The 22,376-nt window shown below is 67.3% G+C and carries 25 protein-coding genes and 1 riboswitch; of the genes, 13 read left to right on the top strand and 12 right to left on the bottom strand.

The genetic code is table 11. From position 1 onward, the window contains the following. Positions 1-157 precede the first annotated feature (157 nt). The 5 genes from CCZ28_RS14000 to CCZ28_RS13980 form a co-directional block, all read right to left on the bottom strand. Positions 158-847 carry an OmpW/AlkL family protein gene (locus CCZ28_RS14000; protein WP_140218960.1) on the bottom strand — a complete coding sequence of 230 codons (690 nt, stop codon included), beginning with the start codon at positions 845-847 and terminating at the stop codon, positions 158-160. A gap of 95 nt (positions 848-942) precedes the next feature. Further along, positions 943-1,437: a DUF3299 domain-containing protein gene (locus tag CCZ28_RS13995; protein ID WP_140218958.1), complete on the bottom strand. Its 495-nt coding sequence runs from the start codon at positions 1,435-1,437 to the stop codon at positions 943-945. A 13-nt stretch (positions 1,438-1,450) separates the two neighbouring features. Then, entirely contained in the window at positions 1,451-2,704 is a 1,254-nt protein-coding gene (locus CCZ28_RS13990) for an ABC transporter permease (protein WP_140218956.1), read from the bottom strand. Between the two features lies 1 nt (position 2,705). Continuing rightward, a complete protein-coding gene (locus CCZ28_RS13985) occupies positions 2,706-3,413 on the bottom strand; it encodes an ABC transporter ATP-binding protein (protein ID WP_140218954.1) in 708 nt (235 codons plus the stop codon). Between the two features lie 7 nt (positions 3,414-3,420). Then, positions 3,421-3,972, bottom strand: coding sequence for a DUF2796 domain-containing protein (locus tag CCZ28_RS13980; protein ID WP_140218952.1), 552 nt, complete (start codon positions 3,970-3,972; stop codon positions 3,421-3,423). 122 nt (positions 3,973-4,094) lie between these two features. Here CCZ28_RS13980 and CCZ28_RS13975 point away from each other — a divergent pair, with 122 nt between their 5' ends. Next, positions 4,095-4,445, top strand: a complete 351-nt coding sequence (locus CCZ28_RS13975; protein ID WP_140218950.1) for a hypothetical protein — start codon at positions 4,095-4,097, stop codon at positions 4,443-4,445. A 123-nt stretch (positions 4,446-4,568) separates the two neighbouring features. Here the strand turns inward: CCZ28_RS13975 and trxA are convergent, their stop codons facing one another. From trxA to CCZ28_RS13960, 3 genes are all read right to left on the bottom strand, one after another. Further along, positions 4,569-5,438, bottom strand: a complete 870-nt coding sequence (trxA, locus tag CCZ28_RS13970) for a thioredoxin (protein WP_140218948.1) — start codon at positions 5,436-5,438, stop codon at positions 4,569-4,571. A gap of 68 nt (positions 5,439-5,506) precedes the next feature. Next, entirely contained in the window at positions 5,507-6,154 is a 648-nt protein-coding gene (locus tag CCZ28_RS13965; protein ID WP_140218946.1) for a class I SAM-dependent methyltransferase, read from the bottom strand. Then, positions 6,151-6,615 carry a YbaY family lipoprotein gene (locus CCZ28_RS13960; protein WP_140218944.1) on the bottom strand — a complete coding sequence of 155 codons (465 nt, stop codon included), beginning with the start codon at positions 6,613-6,615 and terminating at the stop codon, positions 6,151-6,153. Before CCZ28_RS13960 ends, CCZ28_RS13965 begins: the two co-directional genes overlap by 4 nt. Before the next feature lie 190 nt (positions 6,616-6,805). On the opposite strand from CCZ28_RS13960, the gene nrdR reads away from it, so the two are divergent. From nrdR to ribA, 10 genes are all read left to right on the top strand, one after another. After that, a complete protein-coding gene (gene nrdR / locus CCZ28_RS13955; protein WP_007161213.1) occupies positions 6,806-7,276 on the top strand; it encodes a transcriptional regulator NrdR in 471 nt (156 codons plus the stop codon). Beyond that, entirely contained in the window at positions 7,273-8,397 is a 1,125-nt protein-coding gene (ribD, locus tag CCZ28_RS13950) for a bifunctional diaminohydroxyphosphoribosylaminopyrimidine deaminase/5-amino-6-(5-phosphoribosylamino)uracil reductase RibD (protein ID WP_140218942.1), read from the top strand. The genes nrdR and ribD overlap by 4 nt, the downstream gene beginning before the upstream one ends. A gap of 56 nt (positions 8,398-8,453) precedes the next feature. After that, positions 8,454-8,613, top strand: a riboswitch (FMN riboswitch). Between the two features lie 144 nt (positions 8,614-8,757). Beyond that, a complete protein-coding gene (locus CCZ28_RS13945; RefSeq protein ID WP_140218940.1) occupies positions 8,758-9,420 on the top strand; it encodes a riboflavin synthase in 663 nt (220 codons plus the stop codon). 10 nt (positions 9,421-9,430) lie between these two features. Continuing rightward, complete coding sequence (gene ribBA / locus CCZ28_RS13940) at positions 9,431-10,519, top strand: bifunctional 3,4-dihydroxy-2-butanone-4-phosphate synthase/GTP cyclohydrolase II (protein ID WP_140218938.1); 1,089 nt, start codon at positions 9,431-9,433, stop codon at positions 10,517-10,519. Between the two features lie 109 nt (positions 10,520-10,628). Further along, positions 10,629-11,105, top strand: a complete 477-nt coding sequence (gene ribH / locus CCZ28_RS13935) for a 6,7-dimethyl-8-ribityllumazine synthase (protein WP_007161209.1) — start codon at positions 10,629-10,631, stop codon at positions 11,103-11,105. An 8-nt stretch (positions 11,106-11,113) separates the two neighbouring features. After that, positions 11,114-11,593, top strand: a complete 480-nt coding sequence (gene nusB, locus CCZ28_RS13930) for a transcription antitermination factor NusB (RefSeq protein WP_027599169.1) — start codon at positions 11,114-11,116, stop codon at positions 11,591-11,593. A 15-nt stretch (positions 11,594-11,608) separates the two neighbouring features. Continuing rightward, entirely contained in the window at positions 11,609-12,565 is a 957-nt protein-coding gene (gene thiL, locus CCZ28_RS13925; RefSeq protein WP_140218936.1) for a thiamine-phosphate kinase, read from the top strand. 22 nt (positions 12,566-12,587) lie between these two features. Beyond that, entirely contained in the window at positions 12,588-13,097 is a 510-nt protein-coding gene (locus CCZ28_RS13920) for a phosphatidylglycerophosphatase A family protein (RefSeq protein WP_140218935.1), read from the top strand. Between the two features lie 27 nt (positions 13,098-13,124). Continuing rightward, a complete protein-coding gene (locus CCZ28_RS13915; protein ID WP_140218932.1) occupies positions 13,125-13,757 on the top strand; it encodes a retropepsin-like aspartic protease family protein in 633 nt (210 codons plus the stop codon). A 298-nt stretch (positions 13,758-14,055) separates the two neighbouring features. After that, a complete protein-coding gene (gene ribA / locus CCZ28_RS13910) occupies positions 14,056-14,676 on the top strand; it encodes a GTP cyclohydrolase II (protein WP_058760869.1) in 621 nt (206 codons plus the stop codon). On the opposite strand, the gene CCZ28_RS25130 is transcribed toward ribA, so the two are convergent. The 4 genes from CCZ28_RS25130 to CCZ28_RS13890 form a co-directional block, all read right to left on the bottom strand. Next, on the bottom strand, positions 14,677-15,375 hold the full coding sequence (locus CCZ28_RS25130; protein WP_437179224.1) for a methyl-accepting chemotaxis protein: 699 nt from the start codon (positions 15,373-15,375) through the stop codon (positions 14,677-14,679). Positions 15,376-16,950: 1,575 nt separating this feature from the next. Further along, positions 16,951-18,900 (bottom strand): 1-deoxy-D-xylulose-5-phosphate synthase, encoded by a 1,950-nt coding sequence (gene dxs / locus CCZ28_RS13900; RefSeq protein WP_140218928.1) that lies wholly within the window; start codon positions 18,898-18,900, stop codon positions 16,951-16,953. A 150-nt stretch (positions 18,901-19,050) separates the two neighbouring features. Then, the gene (locus tag CCZ28_RS13895; RefSeq protein ID WP_140218926.1) at positions 19,051-19,929 is read right to left on the bottom strand and encodes a polyprenyl synthetase family protein; all 879 of its coding nucleotides are present in this window, start codon (positions 19,927-19,929) and stop codon (positions 19,051-19,053) included. Continuing rightward, positions 19,926-20,168 carry an exodeoxyribonuclease VII small subunit gene (locus CCZ28_RS13890; protein WP_140218924.1) on the bottom strand — a complete coding sequence of 81 codons (243 nt, stop codon included), beginning with the start codon at positions 20,166-20,168 and terminating at the stop codon, positions 19,926-19,928. The genes CCZ28_RS13895 and CCZ28_RS13890 overlap by 4 nt, the downstream gene beginning before the upstream one ends. A 261-nt stretch (positions 20,169-20,429) precedes the next feature. Here CCZ28_RS13890 and CCZ28_RS13885 point away from each other — a divergent pair, with 261 nt between their 5' ends. Continuing rightward, positions 20,430-20,831: a YybH family protein gene (locus tag CCZ28_RS13885; RefSeq protein ID WP_140218922.1), complete on the top strand. Its 402-nt coding sequence runs from the start codon at positions 20,430-20,432 to the stop codon at positions 20,829-20,831. Beyond that, complete coding sequence (gene ilvA, locus CCZ28_RS13880) at positions 20,828-22,369, top strand: threonine ammonia-lyase, biosynthetic (protein WP_140218920.1); 1,542 nt, start codon at positions 20,828-20,830, stop codon at positions 22,367-22,369. Before CCZ28_RS13885 ends, ilvA begins: the two co-directional genes overlap by 4 nt. Positions 22,370-22,376 lie beyond the last annotated feature (7 nt).

Here is a 22,376-nt window from a genome sequence, read left to right as displayed (position 1 = left end):
CGCGCCTGCCTTGGCTTAGGTTCTGTACGAAAAGTCGCCGAGCGAAGGTCAGGCGAGGCGAAAAAGGCTGAGGAAGCGGAGTTTACGAGCGGTAAATGAGCATTTCGAAGCCTTTTTCAACGAAGCATCACCGAGCACAGGCATTTTCGTACAGAACCTAGAAGCGATAGCCTAGGCCGACCATGTACACCCAGGGATCCACGTCCAGATCGACCTTGGCGCGGGCGCCTAGGGCGGTGTTATCGACGTGGGCGGTGGTCGAGATGTCGATGTAGCGGATCTGGGCGTTGAGCATCACCCGATCGGTGAGCATGACATCGGCGCCCACCTGGGCGGCCCAGCCCCAGGAATTGTCGGCGCGGAAATTGTCGAAGCCGGCCGCGCTGGCGCCGCTGCCGACGTGTTCGTCATAGATCCAGGTGTAGTTGAGGCCGGCGCCGACATAGGGTTGGAATCTCGCCTTGGCATCCAGCGGGTAGTAGACCAGGCTCAGGGTCGGCGGTAGGTGCTTGAGGCTGCCCAGCTTGCCATTGGCGGCGTCCAGCCCGGTACCCTTGATGTTGACCTGGTGCTCGAAGGGCGTGGCCGCCAGCAGCTCGAGGCCCAGGTGGTCGGTGAGCATATAGGCGACGTTGAGGCCCAGTTGGGTGTCGCTGTCCATGGCCGCCTTGCCACCGAGGTTGGCGCCGCTCAGGGCGCCCCGATCGATCTTGACGTCGGAGCTGCGCTCGTGGGGATCCACGGTGATGGCGCCGGCGCGCAGGATGATGTCGCCGGCCTCGTGGGCCTGGGCGAAGGGGGCGGCCAGGGCGAGGGCGAGCAGACTGAGACGGAAGAGGGGATGCATGGCAGGGCTCCGAAGACGCTGAAAAAAGCTCGGAGCAGCCTAGCGAAGGCGATGCGGCGGACTCTTGATCTCGCTCAAGGGAGATGACATCTCCCTCAGGAGCCATCGCCTTTCAGGATGTAGGGAAGGACACGCTGTGCCTGCAACCAATAGCCGGCGACCGCTACCTCGCTGCGCTGGGTACCCACGCCCAGGCGGCCTTCCACCCAGTAGGGCAGGTGCAGCTTGGACAGCCAGAGGTCGTGGCTGCCCTTGACGTAGACGATCTGGTTACCCGGCGGGGGCGGGACATGGATGCAGGCACCGTAGTAGGGCACCAGCAGGAATTCGGTGACTTCGCCTTCTTCGGTGACCATCAGTGGCACCACGTAGCCGGGTAGGCGCACTTCCTGACCGTCCAGCGCGGCTACCGTAGGGGCGTCCGGCCAGGGCTGGCTAGCGGCCGGGCCGTCTTCACCGAGGCCGTGGTCGATACTGCCCGGATTGAAGCGCGGTGCATCGGCCGGCACCAGTTCGCGCCAGGCGAGTTGGCGGGGTTCGGCCTGCGCCCAGGACAGCCAGCAGAGCAACAGCAGGAGCACCAGGCGCATGGTGGAGCCTCGTCTACAAGCGCACGGACAAGCCATCCGTTAGGGCCTGGCGACAACCACGCCAGGCCGGGATGCAGCCGAGCACCAGGGCCGCGAGCAGGATGCCGCCGAGCAGTTGCCAATCGTAGAGCGAAGGCCAGTCCAGCGGCAATGCCAGGCCGTATTCCGCCAGCAGCCAGGGCCGTCCGACGGCGATGGCGCCGTAGAGCAAGGCCAGGCCACCTAGGCAGCCGGCCAGGGTAAGGCCGAGCGCTTCGGCCAGCAGCAGACCGAACAGGTGGCGTGGCTGGGCGCCCACCGAGCGCAGGATGGCCATCTCCCGGCGCCTTTCGTTGAGACTGGCGAGCAGAGCGGTGAGCATCCCCACCAGGCCGGTGAGCACCACGCACAGCGACATCGCCAGCAGCGCCTGTTCCGCGGTGCCGAGCAGCCCCCAGAGCTCCTGCAGGGCGACTCCCGGCAGGATGGCCATCAGGGGTTCGCCGCTGTAGTCGTTGATGGCGCGCTGGAGGGCGAAGGTAGCCACCCGGCTCTTGAGGCCGACCAGGGCGGCGGTGATGTCCTTGGGCGTGAGGTCGCGCTGGCGCACCTCGGCGTCGCTGAGGGATGGGCCGGGCATGCCACCGCGCCAATCCAGGTGCAGGGCGGTCATGCCGGTCAGGGGGATGTGCAGGGTACGGTCGACCGGGGTGCCGGTGGGGGCGAGGATGCCGACCACGGTGAAGGGGTGATCGCTGTGCTCGGTCAGGCTGATGGTGGAGATGCCGTGGGCCAGCACGATCCTGTCGCCCAGCCGATAGTGCAGCGCCTTGGCCACCTCGGCGCCCAGCACCACCTCGAAGACGTCCGCGAAAGGCCGGCCCTGGGCCAGGCGCAGGGGTTGGTTGCGGCCATAGTGATAGTGGGCGAAGTAGTTGCCGTCGGTGCCCAGTACCCGGTAGCCGCGGTGGGAGTCACCGAGGGACAGCGGGATGGTCCAGGCGACGCGGGGATCGGCAGCGAGTTTCTCGTAGCTTTCCCAGCGGATGTTGTTGGTGGCGTTGCCGATGCGGAACACTGAATAGAGCAGCAGGTTGACCGCGCCGGAGCGCGCGCCCACCACCAGGTCGGTGCCGACGATGGTGCTGGCGAAGCTAGCCTTGGCCTCGGTGCGCAGGCGCTCGACCCCCAGCAGCAAGGCTACCGAGACGGCGATGGTGAAGACGGTGAGCAAGGCGGTGGCGCGGCGATTGCGCAGGCTGGCCCAGGCCAGACGGAAGAGCGGCATCCTAGGTCTCCGGCCGGGCGGCGTTGAGCTGGGCCAGGGTCAGGTGGCGGTCGAAGTGCGCTGCCAGGCTGCGGTCGTGACTGACGAACAGCAGGCCGGCACCCGCGGCGGTGCACTCGGCGAACAGCAGTTGCAGAAAGGCGTCGCGGTGGTCGCTGTCGAGGGCCGAGGTGGGTTCGTCGGCGATCACCAGCTCCGGTTGCCCGATCAGCGCTCGCGCGGCGGCAACCCGCTGCTGCTGACCGATGGACAACTCGCGGGCGGCGCGCCAGGGCAGACTGGGGTCGGTCAGCCCGAGGGCATGCAACAGGGTCAAGGCCGCATCCTGAGGGTCGCCATGACGCTGGCTGGCGCGTTCGCGGCGCAGCGCCGAGAACTGGCAGGGCAGCAGGACGTTTTCCAGCACCGAGAGAAAGGGCAGCAGGTTGAACTGCTGGAAGAGAAAGCCGCTGTGGTCGACGCGAAAGCGGTCGCGCCGGGCGGTGGCGAGCTGACCAAGATCCTGGCCGAGCAGCCGTACCTGGCCGCGATTGGGACGCTGCACTCCGCCGAGCAGGGCGAGCAGGGTGGTCTTGCCGCTGCCCGAGGGGCCTTCGAGGAACAGCGTCTCGCCCGGCGCCAGGCTGAAGTGCCGAATGTCCAGGCACTCGGCCTGGCCGGGCCAGGCGAAGCCGAGATCCTGGAGCTCGACCAGGGGCGCGGTGGTCACGACCGTCTTACCATTTCAGCCGCGGTTGCTTGGCAGTCAGTTCGGCACCTTTTTGGCCGCTGGCGAGGATGGCCTGGACTTCGACGCTGTGGCTGTTGGGGAAGCGGGCGAACCAGCCGGAGAGATCCAGGCTGTCGAGGGCGGCAGGCTTGCTGCAGGTGAAGCTCATGCTGGCGTCCACGTCCAGATGGCCGCTGGCGCTGGAGTCCTTGGCGAACAGCGGACTCTCGGCGCTGGCCTTGGCCAATTGGCAACCGGCGGCGGCCGGCAGCTTCACCAACGCCTGGGGTTGGGCCAGGGTCTCTTGGAGAGCGGCGACGGCGTCCTTTTCCGCTTGGCTGCGCGGCGCGTGCTCGAAGCCCAGCAGATCGGCGGCCGGACTGCTCCACTGCAGCTCCAGGCCAGTGTCGGTCTGAGCCAGGTCGAGATGGGATTCGCCATGTACGTGGGCACCGAGGGCGCCATGTTCGTGCTCGTCGTGCTCATCCTGGGTGCCGTGGGCGAACACCGGTTGCACGATGAGGGTGGCCAGACAGAAAGATAGCAGAGGCAGGCGCATGGACGGCTTCCAAGGGATGGTGAGGCGCTATGTTATGTTGTTGCTTTTCCGGGCTGCAACCTCGGTTTGGCGTCGGTCGATGGCTGTGGGAGCATGGGGCTCTGCAAGACGAGGAGAACACCATGGTACGCATCCGCGGAACCATCGGCAGCCAGCCCGTGGATTTGACGGTCGAGCTGGAAGAGGCCGACTGGCAGCGCCTGGCCGCTGCCCTGCGTCCGCCGGAGACACCCGCGCCGGCCGTGACCGCTACGCCCAGTGGACCTAAGTCAGGCGGCGATATGCTGTGGGATCAGGTGGTGAAGCTGCTCAGCTCTGCCGGGCGGCTCAGCGGGCCGGATATCCTCGTGGCCCTGGAGAAGCTGACCGGTAATCTGGGCGTGGCCAAGCAACTGCTGGTAAGGCTGAGGCATAGTCCCCAGGTGCGCATGGAGCGGGTGGGGGAGGCGCAGTTCTATATCTGGCAGGGGTAGCTTGGCGTGTGGCCAGTGGAAAACGCTGCGCGGTTTTCCACGCTACAGATCGTCCACAGCGCTTGAATTACCACGGTTGTGGATAAGGCTGCGTCTGGCGTGACGCAGCCATTACCGAGCGGCTTAGTACAGCGCCTGGTACAGCCGGCGGCGATAGGTAGCGACTAGCGGATGGTCGTTGCCCAGCAGATCGAAGACCTGTACCAGGGTCTTGCGTGGCAGATCGTCGCCGTAGCCGCGATTGCGGCGGAACAGTTCCAGCAGACCATCCAGTGCCGGTTCGTATTGCTGGCGGGCCAGTTGCTGCACGGCCAGTTGGTAGGCGGCTTCATCGTCGGCGGCATCGCGGGCCAGGCGGCTCTTGAGTTCGGCGACGTCGGGCAGGCTGGCGGCCTGACGCAGGAAGGTCAGTTGGGCGCGGGCCCCGGCCAGGGCCTGCTTGTGTTCGTCACCCTTGACCGCGTCCAGCACCGCCTGGGCGTCGTCCAGTTCATTGCGTTCGGCCAGGCAGCGGGCATAGAGGATCAGCGCCAGGGCGTTGCTGTTGTCCTGCTCCAGCAGGGCCTTGAGCAGCGCTTCGGCTTCGGCGAAACGACCCTCGGCGAACAGCGCCTGGGCAGCCTCCAGCGGATCTTCCTCGGCCGGTGGCAGCGCCTGGACATGGGGTTCGAGCAGGGCGCGGATGGCCGATTCGGGCTGGGCGCCGGCGAAGCCGTCCACCGGCTGGCCGTCCTTGAACAGCACCACGGTGGGCAGGCTGCGGATGCCGAATCTCATCACCAGTTCCTGCTCGATGTCACAGTTGACCTTGGCCAGGTGCAGGGCGCCGCCATAGGACTCGGTGATCTTGGCCAGCAGCGGCATCAGCACCTTGCAGGGCGCGCACCACTCGGCCCAGAAGTCCACCAGCACCGGGGTCGTGAAGGAGGCATCGATGACCTGTTGCTGAAAGGTATCGAGGGTGGCGTCGAAAATGTAGGGGACCTGGCTCATGGCGGACTCGGCAAACGAAAGATGCACTATAGGTGGGGGCGCCGGCCTTGGAAACAAGGTGGCCCGACTCAGCCTTGATAGAGCGTCACGCGGCGGAATTCATCCGGCTCGGCGAGATCCGGCAAGGTGCAGGCCTGCAGTTCGTCGATACGGGTGAAACCAGGGTGGTCGAGGTCGCGGACGCGCGAGTCGGCCAGCAGTATCGCCTCGGCGCGATCCTGCAACAGCGCCAGCAGGGAGAGGTTGGCGCGGTCGTAGAGGACATCGGCGGCGAGGATGAGATCGAAGCGTTCGGTACTGGCGTGCAGATCAGCCAGTGTCTCGATCCTGAGATCGTTGGCCGCGGCATTGGCGCGGCAGGCCTTCAGGGCCAGTGGATCGAGGTCGCAGCAGACCACCCGCGCGGCACCTGCCTGCGCGGCGGCAAGGCCGGCGATGCCCGAGCCGCTGCCGAAATCCAGTACCTGGCGTCCGGCGACGGCCTGGGGATGGGCCGCGATCCATTGGGCAAGGGCCAGGCCGCTGGCCCAGCAGAAGCACCAGTAGGGTGGCGCCTCCAGCAGTCGCTGGGTTTCCGCGGGGGAAAAGGCCCGGGCCATGTTGGCGGGGTCGATCAGCCACAGCGACAGGTCGCAGCCAGGCAGCGCCTGCAGACTGAGACGGGCGTCGCCGAGCAGTGCCACCAGGGCGGTGGCGAGGCTGGCGGGCGGTGTCACGGCGTCTGGTTCAGCACCAGTTCGCCCAGGTTCTGGCTGTTCGGCCCGCCTACGTTCACCGGCGGCAAGAAACTGGCCAGTTGGCCGGCCTGGATCAGGCGGGCGTGGAATTCCACCTTGAGATCCGGACGAGTGGGGAAGAGACCGGGGTTGAAGGGCAGGCGGAAGGCCAGGGGCGCCCCCTTGCCGATCACCGTCTCACTGGCCAGCAGCCGCTGCGGCAAGCCCTTGGCATTGACCGCCAGCAGGGCGATTTCCACCTGGGCGCCAGCCGGGACCAGCCCTTGGCTATTGCGCAGTACGCCGGAGACTTCGCGCATATTGGCCGGCGTTGGCGCGTCGGCTACCGGGTCCGAAACCACGGTCGGGGCCGTCGGTTGTGCCGGCGGGGTTTCGGATGGGCTGGAGCAGGCCGCCAGCAGGGCGGTGAGCAGCAGGGGCAGGAAAGGGCGTGGAGTCATGGCAGGATCCGTAGGTCGCGGCCGGCGAGGGCTGCACGGGAGGCTGGGGTGTCCGACAGGGAGACCGCAAAACCAGCGCGTTCTTATAGCCCAGCGGCCCCTGGCTGTCGATTCGTCCGGTACCCGGAGGTTCCCGGTGGAGGACGTTGGGTTACCATGAAGACTTTCCCTTCCGGCGATCGACTCTCCCATGCATTGTCCCTTCTGCGGCGCCCACGACACCAAGGTCACGGATTCCCGGCTGGTTGCGGCCGGCGAGCAGGTGCGCCGGCGGCGTGAGTGTCTGGCCTGCCAGGAACGCTTCACCACCTTCGAGACCGCCGAACTGGTCCTACCGCGACTGATCAAGCAGGACGGTACCCGTCAGCCCTTCGATGAGGATAAGTTGCGCGCCGGCATGCAGCGCGCCCTGGAGAAGCGGCCGGTGAGCGTGGAGCGCCTGGAAGAGGCAATCGCCCTGATCAAGCACCGGCTGCGCGCTACCGGCGAGCGGGAGATCCGTTCCCGGGTGGTGGGCGAGTTGGTGATGGACGAACTGCGCAAACTGGATCAGGTGGCCTATATCCGTTTCGCCTCGGTCTATCGGCAATTCCAGGACCTCGCCGAATTCCGCGACGAGATCGAGCGCCTGGCCCAGGACCCGGGTAAGCAACCAGTATGAGCGGCCCGACCGTGGTAAACGACGAACAGTGGATGGCCCGTGCCCTGGCGCTGGCGGCCCGTGGGCGCTACAGCACGGCGCCCAATCCACGGGTGGGTTGCGTCATCGTTCGCGACGGCCAGGTGGTGGGCGAGGGCTGGCATCGCCAGGCCGGCGAGCCCCATGCCGAGGTGCATGCCCTGCGCCAGGCGGGCGAAGCGGCAAGAGGTGCCACGGCCTATGTGACCCTGGAACCCTGCAGTCACCATGGCCGCACCCCGCCCTGCGCCGACGCCCTGGTCGCCGCTGGCGTGGCCGAGGTGGTGGCGGCCATGACCGATCCCAATCCGCTGGTGGCCGGGCGCGGCCTGGCGCGGCTCGCCGCTGCGGGCATCGCCACCCGCGCCGGGGTGCTGGAAGCCGAGGCACGGGCGCTCAATGCCGGCTTCATCCAGCGCATGCTTACCGGCCGGCCCTTCGTGCGGGTCAAGCTGGCGCTGAGCCTGGATGGCCGCACCGCCATGGCCAATGGCGAGAGCCAATGGATCACCGGCCCGGCGGCGCGGCAGAGCGTGCAGCGGCTGCGGGCCGAAGCCGGGGTGGTGATCACCGGTGCCGACACCGTGCTGGCCGACGGCGCCCGCCTGACCGTGCGGCCGAGCGAACTGGGCCTGACCGGCGAAGACCTGGCCCTGGCCACCCTGCGCACGCCGCAGCGGCTGCTGGTGGATGGGCGCGGCCGGGTGCCGCTCGAGGCACCCTTCTTCCAGGCTGGCGCGGCGCGGGTCGCAGGCCTGGCCTCGGACGATCCGGGCTATGCCGCCGCCGGTCACGACTACCTGGCATTGCCGGGCACCGCCGGTCAGGTCGACTTGGCAGCCCTGCTCACCCAGCTGGGCACCGAGCAGGTCAACGATGTTCTGGTGGAAGCCGGACCACGCCTCGCCGGGGCCTTCGCCCGGGCCGGATTGGTCGACGAATACCATCTGTTCCTGGCGCCCAAGTTCCTCGGCTCCAGCGCCCGCCCGCTACTGGACTGGCCCCTCGAGCACCTGGCCGAGGCGCCGCAGCTCAGGATCGTCAGCGCGACTCCGGTCGGCGCGGATTTGCACTTGATCGCCCGGCCGCTACGCGATACCTGAGGCCCCTGGCCCCCCGGCCGCAAACTGTGTTACAAAACCTGCGCCACCTTGGAGTGGCAAGTTCTCAGGGCGGGGTGCAATTCCCCACCGGCGGTGATGCCCGATCCAATCGGGACGAGCCCGCGAGCGCTCCTTCGTTCTCTGCGGCGGGGGAGGTCAGCAGACCCGGTTGGATTCCGGGGCCGACGGTCATAGTCCGGATGAGAGAGAACGGGATAGCCTCGCCTGGCAGGGGTGCGAGCCCTTTGTCCGTCTGCATGTTCCCTTCTGTCCGTGCGCCCTGTTTTTTCACCGAAACAGGAGTTCGTCGATGTCGATCTGCACTGCCTTTTCGGCTCCGCCTCCAGGAGGCCTGAGCTGATGTTCACCGGAATCATCGAAGCCCTCGGCGAGATCCGCGCCCTGACGCCCAAGGGCGGGGATGTGCGCCTCTACGTCGCCACCGGCAAGCTGGACCTTGCCGACGTCAAGCTCGGCGACAGCATCGCCGTCAACGGCGTCTGCCTCACCGCCGTGGACCTGCCCGGCGACGGCTTCTGGGCCGACGTCAGTCGCGAGACCCTGAGCCTGACCAGCCTGGGCGCCCTCAAGCCCGGCAGCAAGGTCAACCTGGAAAAGGCATTGATGCCCACCAGCCGGCTCGGCGGCCACCTGGTCAGCGGCCACGTGGATGGCCTCGGCGAAGTGGTCTCGCGCGCCGATAACGCCCGCGCCGTGCAATTCCGCCTGCGCGCGCCGGCCGAGCTGGCGCGCTACATCGCCCTCAAGGGCTCGATCACCGTGGATGGCGTCAGCCTCACGGTCAACGCGGTGGACGGCGCCGAATTCGAGCTGACCATCGTGCCCCATACCCTCGGCGAGACCATCATGGCCGACTACCGTCCCGGTCGCCGGGTGAATCTGGAGGTGGACCTCCTGGCCCGCTACTTGGAGCGCCTGCTGCTGGGCGACAAGGCCGCCGAGTCCACCAAGGGCGGCGTCACCGAACACTTTCTCGCCGAACACGGCTATCTGCAGCGCTAAGGACGACACCGTGGCACTTTCCAGCATCGAAGACATCATCCAGGACATCCGCGCGGGCAAGATGGTCATCCTCATGGACGACGAGGACCGCGAGAACGAAGGCGACATCATCATCGCCTCCGAATGCGTCACCGCCGAACACATCAACTTCATGGCCCGCCACGCCCGCGGCCTGATCTGCATGCCCATGAGCAAGGGCCTCTGCGAGCGCCTCAACCTGCCGATGATGGCCAGCCGCAACGCCTCCGGCTTCGGCACCAAGTTCACCGTCTCCATCGAGGCCGCCGAGGGCATCAGCACCGGCATCTCCGCCGCCGACCGCGCCCGTACCGTGCAGGCCGCCATCGCCAAGGACGCCAAGCCCGGCGATGTGGTCAGCCCCGGCCACATGTTCCCGCTGATGGCCCAGCCCGGTGGCGTCCTGGCCCGCGCCGGCCACACCGAAGCCGCCTGCGATCTGGCGCGCATGGCCGGTTTCGCCGAGAGCGGGGTGATCTGCGAGGTAATGAATGACGACGGCACCATGGCCCGTCGCGACGAACTCGAAGCCTTCGCCGAGCAGCACGGCCTCAAGGTCGGCACCATCGCCGATCTGATCCACTACCGCCTGCTGCACGAGCACACCGTCAAGCGCATCGACGAGCAACAGCTCGAGACCGAACTCGGCTCCTTCAAGCTGGTGACCTACCGTGACGAGGTGGAGGGCGACGTCCATCTGGCGCTGATCCGCGGCGATCTGGCCAGCCAGGAGCTGCCGCTGGTGCGGGTACACAACATGGACCCGCTGCGCGACCTGCTGCAGGTGCACCAACCGGGCCGCTGGAGTCTGCGCAGCGCCATGGAGCGCGTCGCCCGCGAAGGCGCCGGGGTGGTGCTGCTGCTCGGTCATTCCATCGAGGGCGACGACCTGCTGGCGCATCTGCGCGAGCCGCTGCCGGTGCCCAAGGCGCTGTCCACCTACAGCACCGTCGGCGCCGGTTCGCAGATCCTGCGCGACCTGGGCATTCGGCAGATGCGCCTGCTCAGCTCGCCGATGAAGTTCAACGCCATATCCGGCTTCGACCTGGAAGTAGTAGACTATCTACCTCCTGAAGAATGACCCTTCCGCCTGGCGCGCCTGCCCGGGTGGTGTGGCGCGCTTCACCTGGATTTCCACGGACGGCCTGGCCATTGCCGGCCGTCCGGCTCTTTGACAACTGGACCCGCACATGAACATCAAGACCTTTGAAGGCACCTTCATCGCTCCCCAGGGCCGCTTCGCCCTGGTGGTCGGCCGCTTCAACAGCTTCGTCGTCGAGAGCCTGCTGCAGGGCGCCATCGACGCCCTGGTCCGTCACGGCATCAAGCCGGACGACCTGACCATCATCCGCGTCCCCGGCGCCTTCGAAATCCCGCTGGCGGTGCAGAAGATCGCCCAGCGCGACGAATTCGATGCCATCATCGCCCTCGGCGCGGTGATCCGCGGCGGCACCCCCCACTTCGAATACGTGGCCGGCGAGTGCACCAAGGGCCTGGCCCAGGTCTCCATGGAATTCGGCGTACCGGTGTCCTTCGGCGTCCTGACTGTTGATTCCATCGAACAGGCCATCGAGCGCTCCGGCACCAAGGCCGGTAACAAGGGCGCCGAAGCCGCGCTGTCCGCCCTGGAAATGGTCAGCCTGCTGGCGCAGCTGGAGGCCAAGTGAGCGGCGATCTGACTCCGCCCGCGGCCGGCAAGCCCGCGGGCAAGAAAGCCCCCACCGGCAAACTGGCTGCCCGTCGCGAAGCGCGCAGCCTGTCGGTCCAGGCGCTGTACCAGTGGCACATGGCGGGCCAGGCGATCAACGAGATCGAGGCGCAATTTCGCGTCGACAACGATTTCGCCAAGGTCGACGGCGCCTACTTCCATGAAATCCTCCACGGCGTGCCGGCCAACAAGGGCGAGATCGACGGTCTGATCCTGCCCTGCCTGGACCGCGCCATGGACGAGGTCGACCCGGTCGAGCTGGCCGTGCTGCGGCTGTCCTGCTACGAGCTGCTCAAGCGCATCGACGTACCCTATCGCGTGGTGATCAACGAAGGCATCGAGCTGGCCAAGATCTTCGGCGCCACCGACGGCCACAAGTTCGTCAACGGCGTGCTGGACAAGCTGGCGCCCAAGCTGCGTAGCGCCGAGTTGCGCGGCAAGCGTTGATCCGTTCGCGCCGGCATGGGTGAATTCGAACTCATCCGCCGTTATTTCGCCGCGGCGCCCTGCGCCCGCGGCGGTCCCGGCGTGGCCCTGGGCATAGGTGACGACTGCGCCCTGCTGGCGCTCGCGCCCGGCGAGCAACTGGCGGTATCCACCGATACCCTGACCGCCGGGGTGCACTTTCCCGATCCCTGTCCGCATGCCTTCGAACTCGGCCAGCGTGCCCTGGCGGTGAGCGCCAGCGACCTGGCCGCCATGGGTGCGGCGCCCCTGGGCTTCACCCTGGCGCTGACCCTGCCGACCGTCGAGCCGGCCTGGCTGGAAGCGCTGGCCAAGGGACTCGGCGCCATGGCCGAGCAGTGCGACCTGCGCCTGGTGGGTGGCGATACCACCCGCGGTCCGCTCTCCCTTACCCTCACGGTCTTCGGCCGAGTGCCGGCCGGGCAGGCCCTGCTGCGCAGTGGTGCCCGACCGGGCGACCTGCTGTGTCTGGGCGGTGCGCCTGGTGAGGCGGGTGGGGCCTTGCCCTTCGTGCTGGGCCAGCGCGCGCCGTCCGGGCCCTCCAGTGCGCAGCTCCTGGCGCGCTACTGGGCGCCGCAGCCGCAATTCGGTCTCGGTCTCTGGCTGCGCGGCCGGGCGACGGCGGCCCAGGATGTCTCCGACGGCCTGGTGGCCGACTGTGGCCACATCGCCACGGCCTCCGGGGTCCGGCTGGTGCTGGAGACGGCACGGCTGCCCGTCAGTGCGGCGCTGGCCGAACTCTTCCCGGCGGACGAGGTGCTGCGCCTGGCCCTGGGCGCTGGGGATGACTATCTGCTGGTCTTCACCCTGCCGCCGGACCAGGCTCCGGCCCTGGCCGCCACCTGGCCCCAGGCGCAGGTGATCGGTCGGGTCGAGGCGGGCAGTGGCGTCACGGTACTCGATACTCTGGGCCAGCCCATGACGCCGGTACAGGCCGGTTTCCAACATTTCTAACGCCTTCGAGCGGAGTCCCTCCTTGAGCGAACAGCAAGCCCCCGCCCAGCCGGTCCCCCCTTCGGTCTGGCGCGATCCCTGGCACTTCCTGGCCTTCGGCCTGGGCTCCGGCACCCTGCCCAAGGCGCCCGGCACCTGGGGTTCGCTGATTGCCTTGCCCTTCGTGCCGCTGTGGCAGCTGCTCACTGGCTGGAGCTATCCGTTGCTGCTGGTGGCCCTGACCCTGTTCGGCTGCTGGCTGTGCGGCAAGGTCGCCCGGGAGCTGGGCGTGCATGACCACGAAGGCATCGTCTGGGACGAGATGGTCGGCATCTGGATCACCTTCTGGCTGGCCCCACCGGGGTTGGTCTGGCTGTTGGTGGGTTTCGTCGCTTTCCGCGTGCTAGACATCTGCAAGCCCTGGCCAATCCGCTGGCTGGATGTCAATGTCCGCGGCGGCGTCGGCATCATGGTCGACGATGTGCTGGCCGGCGTGATCGCCTGGCTCGTGGTTCAGGGACTACATATCGGTTGGGGTCATCTCGTCGGCTGACGAGACACAGGCCCAAGGAGCAGGGCAGTGAAAAAACTGGGCGCGTGCGGCCTCTTGTTGGCCGTTGGTACGCTCGCCTGGGCGCAGCCCCAGGTCAGGGTGGTGGGCTTGTTCAACGGGGCGGCGGTGGTCAACGTCAACGGCCAGCGCAAGCTGCTCAAGGTTGGGCAGCGGCTGGATGACGTCGAGGTGATCAGCGCGGATGCCCAGCAAGCGGTACTGCGCATCGACGGCCGGACCCAGACCTTCACCCTCGACCGCGAATACAGCGACGGCTACAGCACCCCGCAGCGTCGGGAATTCAGCATCCCCCGCAGCAACAACGGCCATTACCAGGTCACTGCCTCGATCAATGGCCGACCGGTCGCGCTGCTGGTGGATACCGGCGCCACCAGCGTTGCCCTGAGCGGCGCCCAGGCCGATCAGCTCGGTATCAAGTATCGCGACGGCACTCCGGGCTGGGTAGAGACCGCCAGCGGTCACGCCCGCGCCTGGCGCACCACCCTCACCCAGGTGCGGCTGGGCGATGTCGAGGTGGTGGGCGTGGAGGCCATGGTGCTGGAGGGCGACTATCCCAGCCAGGGTCTGCTGGGCATGAGCTTCCTCAACCGGGTCGGCTGGCGCGAGGCTCAGGGTGTCCTCTACGTCCAGGCGCGCTGAGAGCCTGTTCATAATCTGCTGCGCGTCGGCCAAACCGCGTTGAAAATGGCCTGGAAGGCCAGCCCCGCCTGGGCGGCCCCGTCGCAATGCTCATTTACCACTCGTAAACTCGAGCGCGAGTCCGATCCGCTTCCTCAGCCCTTTTCGTGGGGCCGCCTAGGCCTTGTTTGGATCTAGCTCGCGAGATTATGAACAGGCTCTGATAGATCGCTACGTGTCGTCGTCATAACCCCTGGCGATGACGCCGGGCCTGGGGAAAAGGTTACAATGTACGTCTTTCCCCGCCAGGAGCCCGCAGGTGTCCGTCGTCTTTGTCGCCGCCTCCCAATTGCCCACCCCCTTCGGCCTGTTCACCATGCACGGTTTCCTCGACGAAACCGATGGCAAGGAACACGTCGCCCTGACCTTCGGTGACGTGGCCGACGGCGAACCGGTCCTGGGACGGCTGCATTCCGAGTGTCTGACCGGCGACGCCCTGTTCAGCCTGAGATGCGACTGCGGTTTCCAGCTGGAAGCCGCGCTACGCGCCATCGCCGAAGCCGGGCGTGGCGTGTTGCTGTACCTGCGTCAGGAAGGGCGCGGCATCGGCCTGCTCAACAAGATCCGCGCCTATGAACTGCAGGATGCCGGTGCCGATACCGTGGAAGCCAACGAGCGCCTGGGCTTCGGTGCCGACCAGCGCACCTACGCCCTGTGCAAGCCGATGCTCGACCACCTCGGCGTGACCGCGCTGCGGCTGATGACCAACAATCCGCGCAAGGTCAAGGCGCTCGAGGCCCTGGGCATCCCGGTGGCCGAGCGGGTGCCGCTGCAGGAAGGCCTCAATCCGCACAATCGTCGCTATCTGCTGACCAAGGCCGGCAAGCTCGGTCACATGCTCGGCAATCTGCATCAGAACGAAGAGACCGCCGAGTCCTGATCAACCGGCCGTGCGCGCCGGCTCCAGGCGCTGTGCGGCCTCCTGCAGCTCCAGTACCTGCTGATCCACGTTGCGGCTGGCGCCCAGGGTCGCCTGGGCCAGCTCGGCGCTACGCCGGGCCTGGTCCAGGCTGGCCTCGGTGCGGACCTGCAACTGGTTGCCGCTGGCGTCCAGCGCTTCCAGGGTATGGCTGATATGGGTCAGGTGCTCCTGCAGGGCGCCGACATCGCGGTCGATGGCGCCGAGCGCTGCTTGAGCCTGGTCCGAGCGCGTGCGCGAGGTCTGGGCGTCTTCCTTGCAGCGTTGCATGGCCGCCACCGCCTGTTCCGACAGCGCGCGGATCTGGTCGAGAATGCTGGCGATTTCCCGGGTCGAATCCGCCGAGTGATTGGCCAGGCGGCGTACCTCGTCGGCCACCACGGCGAAGCCGCGCCCCTGATCGCCGGCGCGGGCCGCCTCGATGGCCGCGTTGAGCGCCAGCAGGTTGGTCTGCTCGGCGATGCCGCGAATGGTATCGGTGACATGGCGCACCGCATGGGTCTGCTCGTTCAGCGCGCCTATGGTCCCGGCGGAGGTGCCGATGGTGCCATCGAGGGTTTCCAGATCCCGTGCCACCTGGCTCACCAGCAGGTTGCCGTGATCGCTGCCACTGCGGGCGCGAACCGACAGGCCACTGCTGTCACGCACGTGGATGGCCATCTCCTGGCTGCCTTTGAGCATGGTCTGCATGGCCTGGGCATTGGCCTCGGCCGCCTGACGCTGCTGTTCGGCTTCCTGGCTGGCGTGCTGGGCACCGCGTTGCAGGCCTTCGGCATCCGTGCTCAGGGCGCGGGTGACCTGCTTGACGGTCCGCAACGAGGTATCGAGACGGTCGACGAAGCTGTTGATCCAGATGGCCAATTCACCGGTCTCGTCGGCGCGAAAGCCCTGGCGATCCAGGCGCTGGTCGAGACTGGCGCCGCATTCGGCGATGTCGAGGAAGAAGTCGCCCAGGCGTTGCAGACGCCGGGTGCAGGGCCCGACCACCAGGCCGGCGTACAGGATCAGCGCCAGGGCGGCGCTGCCCAGGCCGAAGGCTCCTTGCCAGGCCGGTTGCCAGAGACTCAGGGCCGCTTGCAGGCCCCAGGCCCCGCCGGCCAGTAGCAGGGCGCCGAGTAGCAGGTGCTGGGTCAGGCTGCCGCCGCGATAGGCTTCTTCCAGATCCGCTTCGCAGAGCAGGCCCCAGGTATCCGGCGAACCGGGCAATTGCAGGGTGAGGCCAGCACCGATAACCGGGACGTGGCGGTAGTCAGAATAGCCTGGATAGGCGACGAAGAGATTGCGTCCCTTGCGAATGGTCTCGCGTACGCCGGGGTGCAGTTCCTTGGTCGCCGGTGCGGTGAATTTCAATTCGAATTCGGTGTGCTCGCGGATCCGTACCGTTCCGAAGGGGGTAGCGACGCCCTGCTTGAGATTGTCGCCGGCGGTGAAGGTGGCGTCTTCGAAGCGCGAGCGCGACAGCGCGGTGCCAGGCGCTATGCTGGGATCGGCAACCGCCTTGACCATGAACAGGTAGTTGTCGCCGGAATCCGGAAAGACGTGTCCGGCCTCGCGCTGGATGAGATCGCTGAGGACATCGTTGGGCAGGCGCAGGCAGAGACAACCCAGCGGCTTGCCGGCTTGGCGCAGCGGCTGGTGGAACATCAGGGTAACGGCGTCGTGGAAGGCCGAGGTGGTCGGGCCCAGGGCGAGGGTGACCGGATCGCGATAGGGGCCTTGCAGGAAGGGGGCTTGCAGTCCTCGAGCCAGGGCGGCGGCATCGTGACGGCTGCCCTGGCGCTGGCGCGCCGTGGAGGCGAGGATCAGCCCCTGGGTATCTACCACGAACAGTTCTGAGGCATCGGCGAGATGGAGCAGCGCTTCGTCCAGGCTGCGCGGGTCCAGCTGTGGCCAGCCGATTTCCAGCACCCTGGCGATGCGTTCCAGCTGCTGCCAGTGCCGCTGGGTCCAGGTCAGTAACAGGTCACGGCGGGTACTGACCAGGCCCGCGAAAGTCTTTTCCAGGCGCTCCTGGCGGCCTCCGTTGCGCAGGCAGGCCCAACTGCGGGCCACTTTGCCATTGCGACCTAGCCAGGGCAGCCAGCGGCGCTCTCGACCGCTCAAGTCCATATCGCTCATCACATCTATCCTTGCTGCCGAGATGATTCAGGTCATCGGCCAGCATGGGTCGGGCTTTAGCCCCGTGCTAGAGCGGTTTGACGAGGCGTTGGCAGCGCCGGATCAGCGGTGCGCCAGTCAGGCCGAGGCGCCCCCGGCCAGGCGCGGCGAGGCGGTGGGTTGGGCCGTTTCCAGGGTTGCCAGGCGCTCGCGCACCGCGCGCTCGATCCCGGCCACATCCAGACCGCACTCGGCGAGCATCTCGGTGGGCTTGGCGTGTTCGATGTAGCTGTCCGGCAGGCCCAGGTTTAGCACCGGCAAGACCAGGGCGTTGGCTTGCAGGAATTCGTTGACCGCACTGCCGGCGCCGCCCATGACGCTGTTCTCCTCGACGGTGACCAGCAGGTCGTGATCGGCGGCGAACTGGCGGATCAGCGCCTCGTCCAGGGGTTTGACGAATCTCATGTCGGCGACGCTGGCGTCCAGGCGCTCGGCGACCTGCAGAGCTTCGGCCAGTTGCACACCGAAGACCAGGAAGCCGACCTTGGTGCCGCTCTTCAGGCCGCTGCGCCGCCGCACCACGCCCTGGCCTATGGGCAGGGGCTCCAGGCCCGGATCCAGGGCGGCGTTGGGGCCGCTGCCACGGGGATAGCGCACCGCGGCCGGGCCCTGGTGGCGATAGCCGGTGGTGAGCAGGCGGCGCAGCTCGTTCTCGTCGCTGGGCGCCATGATCACCATGCCGGGGATGCAGCGCAGGTAGGCCAGGTCGAAGCTGCCGGCGTGGGTCGGGCCGTCTTCGCCCACCAGACCGGCGCGGTCGATGGCGAAGAGCACATCGAGGTTCTGCACCGCCACGTCGTGGATCAACTGATCATAGGCGCGTTGCAGGAAGGTGGAATAGATGGCCACCACCGGTTTCATACCGTCGCAGGCCAGACCCGCGGCCAGGGTCACCGCGTGCTGCTCGGCGATGGCCACGTCGAAGTAGCGCTCGGGATAGCACTCGGCGAAGCGGATCAGGTCGGAGCCTTCCTTCATCGCCGGGGTGATGCCCACCAGCTTGGGATCGGCGGCAGCCATGTCGCACAGCCAGTCACCGAAGATATTGGAGTACTTGGGCGCGCCCGGGCGCTTGGGCTTGGCGTCCAGCGGCTCCAGCTTGGTGATGGCGTGGTAGCCGATGGGATCGGCCTCGGCGATGGACAGGCCCTTGCCCTTGCGGGTGATCACGTGGAGGAACTGCGGACCCTTGGCATCGCGCAGGTTGCGCAGGGTGGTGACCAGGGTCGGCAGGTCATGGCCGTCGATGGGGCCGATGTAGTTCCAGCCCAGTTCCTCGAACAGGGTGCCGGGTACCAGCATGCCCTTGGCGGCCTCTTCGGTGCGGCGGGCGATTTCCCAGGCACCGGGCAGCTTGGAGAGGGCCTTCTTGCCGTTCTCGCGCAGGTGCTGATAGGTGCGGCTGGAGAGCAGCCGGGCCAGGTAGTTGGACAGTCCACCGACGTTGCGCGAGATGGACATGTCGTTGTCGTTGAGCACCACCAGCATGTTGGCGCCGGTGTCCGAGGCGTGGTTGAGCGCCTCGAAGGCCATGCCCGCGGTCAGGGCGCCGTCGCCGATCACCGCCACCGACTTGCGCTCGATCCCCTGCAGCTGGGCGGCGATAGCCATGCCCAGGGCGGCGCCAATGGAGGTGCTGGAGTGGCCGACGCCAAAGGTGTCGTATTCGCTCTCGCTACGCCGCGGGAAGGCGGCCAGGCCGTCCTTCTGGCGCAGGCTGGCCATGCCCTCGCGGCGACCGGTGAGGATCTTGTGCGGATAGGCCTGGTGGCCGACGTCCCACACCAGGCGGTCTTCCGGGGTGTTGAAGACGTAGTGCAGGGCCACAGTCAGCTCGATGACGCCCAGGCCAGCGCCGAAGTGACCGCCGGTCTGGCCCACGGTCCACAGGAGAAAGGCGCGCAGCTCGTCGGCGACGGCTTCCAGTTCGGCATCACCGAGCTGGCGCAGCTGGACTGGCGAGTCGATGCGGTCGAGCAGGGGCGTCGCGGGACGCTGGCGGGGAATCTCGTGAAACGTCTTGGGCATCTGGCTGATCACTTTGCGCAGAGAATTAGGCAGTTTACCCGATGCCCGCGTGGCATCCCAACAGCGGGCAGGGCGTCTTGTTATGCCCCTGTGACAACGGTCGGGACGGCAAATGCGACCCTGGTCATGAGTTTTTCCGCGAGCGAGCGCTTAGTTGCGCCGCTCCACGATGTAGCGGGCCAGAGCGCGCAGGGGCGCGGCGCGCTCGCCCAGGTGGTCGACGGCGGCCAGGGCCGTATCGCGTAGTTCCAGCGCGTAGGCCTTGGCGGACTCCAGGCCGAGCAGGGCTGGGTAGGTCGGTTTGTCGCGGGCGAGGTCGGCGCCCTGGCGCTTGCCCAGGGTTTGCGTATCGCTCTCGATGTCGAGCACGTCGTCCCAGACCTGAAAGGCCAGGCCGATGGCCTGGGCATAGCGGGCCAGGGCGGCCTGATCGGCAGGGCTGGCGGCTTCGCTGGCCAGGGCTCCCAGTTGCACGCTGGCGGCGATCAGGGCGCCGGTCTTGTGCAGATGCATGGTTTCCAGCGCCGGCTGGTCGATGCGCCGGCCGACCGACTCCAGGTCGATGGCCTGACCGCCGACCATGCCCGCCGGGCCGCTGGCGCGGGCCAGCACCGCGACCATCTCCAGCCGCACCGCGGCGTCCTGGGGCGCCGCCAGCAGGGTCTCGAAGGCCAGCGTCTGCAAGCCGTCGCCGGCGAGGATGGCGCAGGCCTCGTCATAGGCCTTGTGGGTGGTGGGCCGACCGCGGCGCAGGTCGTCGTCGTCCATGGCCGGCAGGTCGTCGTGGACCAGGGAATAGGCGTGGATCAGTTCCACCGCGCAGGCGGCCTGGTCGGCGCGCGCCGGATCGCCACCCAGGGCTTCGCAGGCGGCATAGACCAGCAGCGGCCGCACCCGCTTGCCACCGCCCATGACGCTGTAGGCCATGGCCGCATAGAGCCGGGCGAGTTCGGCACGCGGGGCGGTGAAGAGCGGGGCGAGGGCAGTGTCGACGCGGGTCTGGCAGCGCTGCTGGTAGGCCTCGATCATGCGTCGTCCCCGGCCGGGGCGAAGGGCACGGCGCTGAGTTCGCCATCCTTTTCCAGCAGGATCTGCACCTTCTGCTCCGCCTGGGCCAGGGCGCCCTGGCATTCGCGGGTCAGACGGATGCCCTGTTCGAAGGCGCCGAGGGAGTCCTCCAGGGACAGCTCGCCGCTTTCCAGGCGTTCCACCAGGGTCTGCAGTTCGGCCAGGGATTGTTCGAAGTCGGGAGCTTTTTTGCGGGCCATCGGGATTCTCGACAGAGGCGATCGGGTCGCGGGAAGTTGGCAACAGGTCAGCCATTGTGCCACAGCCATCGGCGCCGCTTGACGCCGTGCCCGGCCAGGCCCTAGGGTAACGGTCATGAAAACGCGCAGCCTCCAACGCCCCAGCATTATTACCGCCATTACCTGATGGCGGGACAGCGTTAGCTGCGCAACCAAACCCGCCCAAGAGGCGGGTTTGTACTTTCTGACTCCTGGGCCCGATGCGAAGACCAGGAGAGCTCTATGTCTACCGTTGCGCTGTGTGCCCGAATCCAGAGAGCAGATGCCCTCATCAATAGTCGCGATTTCGCGGCGCTGGCCGACTTCTATACCGAGGATGCCCTATTGGTGCTCAAGCCAGGGCTCCAAGTGAGTGGCCGTATGGCTATCATCGGTGCCTTCGAGCGCATCGCCGCGCATTTCGGTGATGACTTGCAGGTGCGGCAATCCTCTTTTCAGGTTCTGGCCACGGGTGACACGGCATTAGTCCTCGCGCGTTTGGCGCTGGGATCGGAAGAGCAGCCCGTGGCGCGGCGTCAGGCTACCTATGTCTTTCGACGGGAAGCTGATGACCAGTGGCGTTGTGCGGTAGATAACTCCTATGGGACTGGGCTGTTGGACGCCCAGCTGGAGGTCGCGCCATGACCTCTCAGGAACCCGCCACCGATCTCTTGCAGCGCTACGCCCGCAAGATCCTCGAAGCCCCCGTCTACGACGTGGCGATCGAAACGCCCCTGCAACCGGCGCGGGCGCTGTCCGAGCGGCTGGGCTGCCAGGTGCTGCTCAAGCGCGAAGACCTGCAGCCGGTGTTCTCCTTCAAGATCCGCGGCGCCTACACCAAGCTGGCGAGCCTATCGGCCGAGGAAAAGGCCCGCGGGGTGATCGCCGCTAGCGCCGGCAACCACGCCCAGGGCCTGGCCCTGGCGGCCCGTGAACTAGGGGTGCGGGCGATCATCGTCATGCCGCGGACCACGCCGGAGCTCAAGGTCATCGGCGTGCAATCGCGCGGCGGCGAGGTGGTGCTGCATGGCGACGCCTTCCCCGACGCCCTGGCCGAGGCCCTGCGCCTGGTCGAGGAGCAGGGCTACACCTTCGTCCCGCCCTATGACGACCCGGACGTCATCGCCGGCCAGGGCACTGTGGCCATGGAGATCCTACGCCAGCACCCTGGTCGCCTGGATGCCATCTTCGTCCCCGTAGGCGGTGGTGGCCTGATCGCCGGTATCGCCGCCTACGTCAAATACCTACGGCCCGAGATCAAGGTCATAGGTGTCGAGCCGGACGACTCCAACTGCCTGCAGCAGGCCCTGGCGGCGGGCGAGCGGGTGGTGTTGCCGCGAGTCGGGCTGTTCGCCGATGGCGTGGCCGTGGCCCAGATCGGTCACCACACCTTCGAGGTTTGCCGGCGTTATGTGGATGAAGTCATCACCGTCAGCAGTGACGAGATCTGCGCGGCGATCAAGGACATCTACGACGATACCCGCTCCATCACCGAACCGGCCGGCGCCCTGGGCGTGGCCGGGATCAAGAAATACGCTGAGCGCGAAGGCAGCGGCGGCCAGGTGCTGGTGGCCATCGATTCGGGTGCCAACATCAACTTCGACCGGCTGCGACACGTGGCCGAGCGCGCCGAGCTGGGCGAGCAGCGCGAAGCCATCATCGCCGTGACCATCCCCGAGCGGCCGGGCAGCTTCCGCGCCTTCTGCGAAGCCCTGGGCCGGCGGCAGATCACCGAATTCAACTACCGCTACCACACCGGCGAAGAGGCGCACATCTTCGTCGGCGTCCAGACCCATCCCCAGCGCGATCCGCGCGAGGCCTTGCTCCAAGGGCTGCGCGACCAGGGTTTCCCGGTGCTGGACCTGACCGACAACGAACTGGCCAAGCTGCATATCCGCCACACCGTGGGCGGCCATGCGGCGCGGGTGGATCAGGAGCAGGTGTTCCGCTTCGAATTCCCCGAGCGGCCCCGAGCGCTGTTCGACTTCCTCGAACGGCTAGGCGGCCGCTGGAACATCAGCATGTTCCATTACCGCAACCATGGCGCAGCCGATGGTCGGGTGTTCGCCGCGCTGGAAGCCAGTCATGCCGAGCGGGACGAGCTATTGGCCACCCTGGACGCCATCGGCTATCGCTATTGGGACGAGACGGAGAATCCGGCGTATCGGTTGTTTATCGGTTGAGGGGTGT

It is taken from the genome of Pseudomonas oryzihabitans, from assembly GCF_006384975.1.
Taxonomy (GTDB): Bacteria; Pseudomonadota; Gammaproteobacteria; order Pseudomonadales; family Pseudomonadaceae; genus Chryseomonas; species Chryseomonas psychrotolerans_B.
This window is presented reverse-complemented; position numbering and strand designations above follow the sequence as displayed.